The organism is Pyxidicoccus fallax, assembly GCF_012933655.1.
Taxonomy (GTDB): Bacteria; Myxococcota; Myxococcia; order Myxococcales; family Myxococcaceae; genus Myxococcus; species Myxococcus fallax.
In genome coordinates this window covers 1-4,749 of the sequence record NZ_JABBJJ010000560.1, presented here as the reverse complement: position 1 = coordinate 4,749, position 4,749 = coordinate 1, and the positions used below count along the sequence as shown (strand labels likewise).

Below are 4,749 nucleotides of genomic sequence, written 5' to 3'. Positions count from 1 at the left end.
CCCGCCGACAGCCGCCCCCGGTCCGCTCCCCGTCGTCCCGGCGGCACGACCCCTTCACCGCGCGGCGCCTACGGCTGCGCGTCCTCCTTCAGCTTCTCCACCGCCACCAGGGCAATGGCCTTCACCAGCGCCCGCGCCCTGCGCCCCGCCGCCGTCTCGCCATGCGGGTCCGCCTCCACGGCGTTGGCCAGGTCGGTGAAGCCCTGCCGCTCTCCCCGGCGCAGGTACAGCTCCCCGCGGTTTGCCAGCGCCACCGGGTTGGAGGGCTCGCGCGCCAGCGCGGCGCTGTACTCGGCCAGCGCCTCCTCCAGCCGCCCGAGCTTCTGGTACACGGTGCCCAGCGCCGCCCGCGCCGCCGAGTCCTTCGGGTTCCCCTCCACCAGCCCCTCGAACAGGATGCGCGCCTCCTCCAGCCGGCCGGCCGCCGCCAGGTCACACCCCACCTGGGCAATGGCCTTCGCCTCCTCGAAGGTCATCCCCTCCACCTCCGCCCACGTCGACTCGCCCCGCGCGAACGCCTTCAACCGCCGCACCGCTCCGCTCTGCATCTGCATGGCCGCCACTCCTTCGTGCTTGATGACGCGTCCCATGTCGGCTCACGCGCTCCGCAGGTTGGAGATGGCCGTCTTCGCCATCTCGTGGAACTTCGAGGACATGTTGCTCATCAGGTCGAACATGGCCTTGCGCTTCTCCACCAGCCGCTGAAGGCGCATGTTCAGCGCCTCCATTCCCGACTCCAGCTTCGCCGCCTTCTTGCGGTCCGCCTCGCTGGTGCCCAGGGTGGCCTGCTGGTCGCGCGTGCTGGCCATCTCGTTCATCACGTCGAGAATCTCCGCGTCCGTCTCCTCGGAGATGGCGCCGAGGATGGCCTGGATCTTCTCGTCGATGCTCATGTTCGGGTTGTCGATGATGCTCCGCACGCTCGCGCCGCCGCTGCCCACCGGACGGCTGCCGCTCCCGGAGACCGGGGACGGCTGAGACCCCGACGAGCCCAGCACCGAGTCCGCGTTGCGCAGCGCCGCCGTCACGTCCGCGCGCCCCACGATTCCATCCCGGCCGCCCACGCCGTTCGCCATCTCCAGCCGGTCGTAGTACTCGGGGTGGTCCTTGAAGAACTGCGCGGCCTTCTTCAGCGTCGACGAGGCCGCCGGGTTGGCCAGGATGGCCTCCAGGTTGTCGCGCGACAGCACGTTGTCCCGCGTCCCCACCGCCGCATCGAAGGTGTCCCAGTTCTGGTTCAGCACCGAGAGCGCCTCGCGGTACTCGCGGAAGTTCGGGTCCAGCGGGCTCGTCGAACCACCGGACACGGGCGCGGTGGGCGCGGTGGGTGCGGCGGGCGCGGGCGTCTCACACCCGGGCGGTGTCCCGGTGCCCGGCGGTGTCCCCGTGCTCGGAGACGGCGTCCCCGGACGCGCTGGCCGACCATACCGGGCGAACTCCCCCTCCACCCTGCTCAGCTCCGAGCGAAGGTCCTTCAGGCTGAACGTGTCGAAGTTGTACAGCGCGCCAAACAGTCCGAGGCCAACGCCGCCGAGGGGCCCCTGGTTGTCGAGCCGCTCGAACAGCGCCTTGTTGTCCACGAGGAACCGGGCCGCGTCGCGCAGCTGCGGCGACAGGCTCGTGTCCTTGGCGATGCGCTCCAGGTCCTTCTTCGACAGCGAGCCCTTCTTCTTCCCGTCCAGCAGGTCCAGCTGAGCGAAGTTCGCCTCCAGCACCTTCAGCGCGTCCGCGTAGTCCAACATCTTCGGGTCCAGCGGGCTGGTGCCCGGGGAGAGGATGGGCTTGGAGGACGACGCATAGCCCTCGCCCACCTTGGCCTCGCTTCCCGAGGACGACGGGCGGTACTCCGTCTTCGCGGGCGGGTTCTTGGACAGCTCCTGCGCCACGCCCATGGCGCCGCTGGCCGCCATCATGACGTTGCCCGTCGCCGCGCCCGCCGCGGCCTTGAGCGAGTTGGTGATGAGCGGTGGCAGCCCCAGCGCATTGCCGGCGAAGTCCACCGCGGTGGACATGGGGCCGGCCAGCAGGTTGGCGGCACCTTTGAGGAAGTCGAGCATGAGCCCTCCCGCGCGGCGGGTTGGAGTGGCGGCCGCGCTGTCGTCCTTCGGACGGACCGTCCGTTCTGCAGCGCCGATGCCGCCGGCCTCCCCCTCCCATCCCCAGGAAAATCCACGGGTTGGGCCGTCCACCCGGCCCGGACACGTCCCCAACCGCGGACGGAGCGGTCCACGTCGGAGGATTGGGGCTAGAGTCCCGCCGCCATGCGGACCATGGGCCTGGACCTGGGCACCAAGACCATCGGAGTGGCCGTCTCGGACGGACTGGGACTGACCGCCCAGGGCGTCACCACGGTGCGGCGTACGTCTCTCAAGGCGGACCTCGCGGCGCTCGCCGCCATCGTGCGAGAGCACGACGTGAGCCGTGTCGTGCTGGGCCTGCCGCTGAACATGGACGGCAGTGAGGGCCCTCGCGCCGAGGCCTCCCGCAAGTTCGCGGAGACGCTGGGCTCCTCGCTGGGGCTCCCCGTCGAACTCTGGGACGAGCGGCTGTCCACCGTCGCCGCCACCCGCACCCTGCTCGAGGCCGACGTGAGCCGTGCGCGCCGCCGCGAAGTCATCGACCAGGTGGCCGCGCAGTTCATCCTCCAGGGATGGCTGGACGCGCACCGCCCGCCGGACTCCGACTTCGACATGGATGACTACGACCCGGAGTCCTGAGCCGGAGCCCCCTCGCGAGAACCTCGAATAGAAACGCGCTATCCTGGACAGGCTTTAAAGCCGTGGAAATCACACCAGGAGAAACCCATGCAGGTGAAGCGTTTCATCGGAAGCGTGCTGCTCTCCGCGGGGCTGCTGGCCGGGTGCGGTGGCATCGAAGCCGACGTGGAGGAGCAGTCCAGCCTCGAGTCGCGCAAGGACGAGCTGCCGTCCTGCAACAACATGGCATTCGAGAGGGTCTTCTACAGCGAGCCGGAGAAGATCAACGTGGTCGGTGGATGGCTCTGCGAGTGCGGCTGGAGCAACCCGGGCAGGTGGGGTGCCCTCACCGGCTACTTCACCGACTTCAACGAGTCCTATTGCGAGTCCAACCCGTAGCGCTGAAGCACCGAAGCCGCCAGTCCCCATCAACACCACGGCCCGCCCCGGAAGTCCGGAGTGGGCCGCCGTGCTTCAGTGCCTCTTCGCGCGAGCGCTACGGCCGGCGACGGTACACGTGCATCGGCGCCGAGAAGCCCTCCAGTTCCTCGTAGGTGACGCCGTCGAGCACCAGCGTGCGGCCCTCCAGCTTCACGCCGGGGTCCTTCGCCAGCGAGCCCTGGTCGAAGCGCACCAGCACCTCCGGCTGGGCCTCCTGCAGGCGTTTGCGGAAGGTGTCCCAGCGCACGCGCGCCATCCGCTCCTCGGGCAGCCCGGAGAAGAAGGCAATCTGCAGGTCCATGTAGCTCGGGTCGTCGTCGATGGCGACGGCGCCGCCCTTGCTCGCCACCTGCTCCTTCACGAAGTCCGCCACCTTCATCACCGCCACCGGGTTGGTGGAGGTGGGGCTCACCGGGCGCAGCGAGTCCTGGAAGCGGCCCTCGGCGCGGAAGGTGTAGAGGCCCAGGGCCACCGGCACGGCCAGCGCGAGCACCGCCGTCACGCCGGCCAGCGCCTTGCGCACGCCCTCGCTCCGCGTGCCCACCAGCGCGGTGAAGCCCAGCGCCACGAAGATGGGCACCAGCGCGATCTGATTCACCGTGAAGCGCCCCAGCGGCACGAAGGTCAGCAGCACCGCCGCGCGGAAGGTGAAGTACGCCGCGGGCACCACGGCCATCACCACCAGCCAGCGCGTGTCCGGCCGCGTGCGCCACGCCTTCACCATGCCCACCATGCCCAGCACGGCCACGCCGGGAGACAGCGTCAGCAGCGCGATGCCGGGCCAGAACCCGAGCTGCTGCAGGCGCCAGCCGATGGCCGCGCCGCCGCCCGCCGACGACTTCACCCAGTCACGGTGGAAGTCCTCCACCACCTTCACCGGGAAGAACGGGTCCCCATGCATCAGCTCGTTGCCCTGCATCCACAGCAGGGGGAACGGCAGGCACATCAGCCCGAAGCCCACCGCCCGCGTCAGCGACGCCACCTTGTCCTCGCTGCTGAAGACCAGCGCCAGCGTGAGCAGCGGGATGTACATCCACGCGTCGTAGCGCAGCGCGCAGGCGAGGTTGAGCATCACCGCCGCCTGGAACAGGGGCGCGAAGCGGTTCTCGTCCACCCCTTCCGCGTACAGCGCGAAGGTGGCCAGCATGAAGAAGAGTGACACCGCCTCGCTGCCCGCGGTGGTGGCGAACTGCATGTGCATGCCCCACGCGGCGAAGGCCAGTCCGGCCGCCACGCCCGCGCGCCAGCCGAACAGCCGCCGTGTCAGCGCGAACAGCGGCACCACCGACAGCACGCCGAACAGCAGGCTCACCGCGCGGCCCGCCACCTCGCGGTCCATCACCGTCAGCGCCGCGCCCACCAGGTACATGTGCAGCGGGCCGAACTGGTAGGCGCCGTCTCCGTACGCGGTGATGACATGCGGCGCGCGCAGCCAGCGCTCCGCCAATTCCGTGCGCACCACCGCGTCGCCGTAGAGGTTCTCGTTGACGGCGAACACCCACAGGCGCGGCACCAGGGCGGCCACCAGCAGCAGCCCGATGAGCAGCCGGGTACTCGGCTCGGGCGTGGGAGCGGGCACCGCCGTGAGGCCAGGCACGGGGGACGGCGGAGC

5 protein-coding genes are annotated in these 4,749 nt (G+C 70.1%); 2 read left to right on the top strand and 3 right to left on the bottom strand.

Annotation, left to right across the window (positions count from 1 at the left end):
* Window positions 1-68: 68 nt before the first annotated feature.
* Entirely contained in the window at window positions 69-590 is a 522-nt protein-coding gene (locus HG543_RS51525) for a tetratricopeptide repeat protein (protein WP_169352339.1), read from the bottom strand.
* A gap of 6 nt (window positions 591-596) precedes the next feature.
* A complete protein-coding gene (locus HG543_RS51520; protein ID WP_169352338.1) occupies window positions 597-2,057 on the bottom strand; it encodes a hypothetical protein in 1,461 nt (486 codons plus the stop codon).
* A 204-nt stretch (window positions 2,058-2,261) separates the two neighbouring features.
* On the opposite strand from HG543_RS51520, the gene ruvX reads away from it, so the two are divergent.
* Both ruvX and HG543_RS51510 read left to right on the top strand, forming a co-directional pair.
* On the top strand, window positions 2,262-2,717 hold the full coding sequence (ruvX, locus tag HG543_RS51515; protein ID WP_169352337.1) for a Holliday junction resolvase RuvX: 456 nt from the start codon (window positions 2,262-2,264) through the stop codon (window positions 2,715-2,717).
* Window positions 2,718-2,804: 87 nt separating this feature from the next.
* A complete protein-coding gene (locus HG543_RS51510) occupies window positions 2,805-3,095 on the top strand; it encodes a hypothetical protein (protein ID WP_169352336.1) in 291 nt (96 codons plus the stop codon).
* Window positions 3,096-3,192: 97 nt separating this feature from the next.
* Here the strand turns inward: HG543_RS51510 and HG543_RS51505 are convergent.
* Window positions 3,193-4,749: ArnT family glycosyltransferase (locus HG543_RS51505; protein WP_246357907.1), on the bottom strand; the 1,557-nt coding region annotated here is incomplete at its 5' end.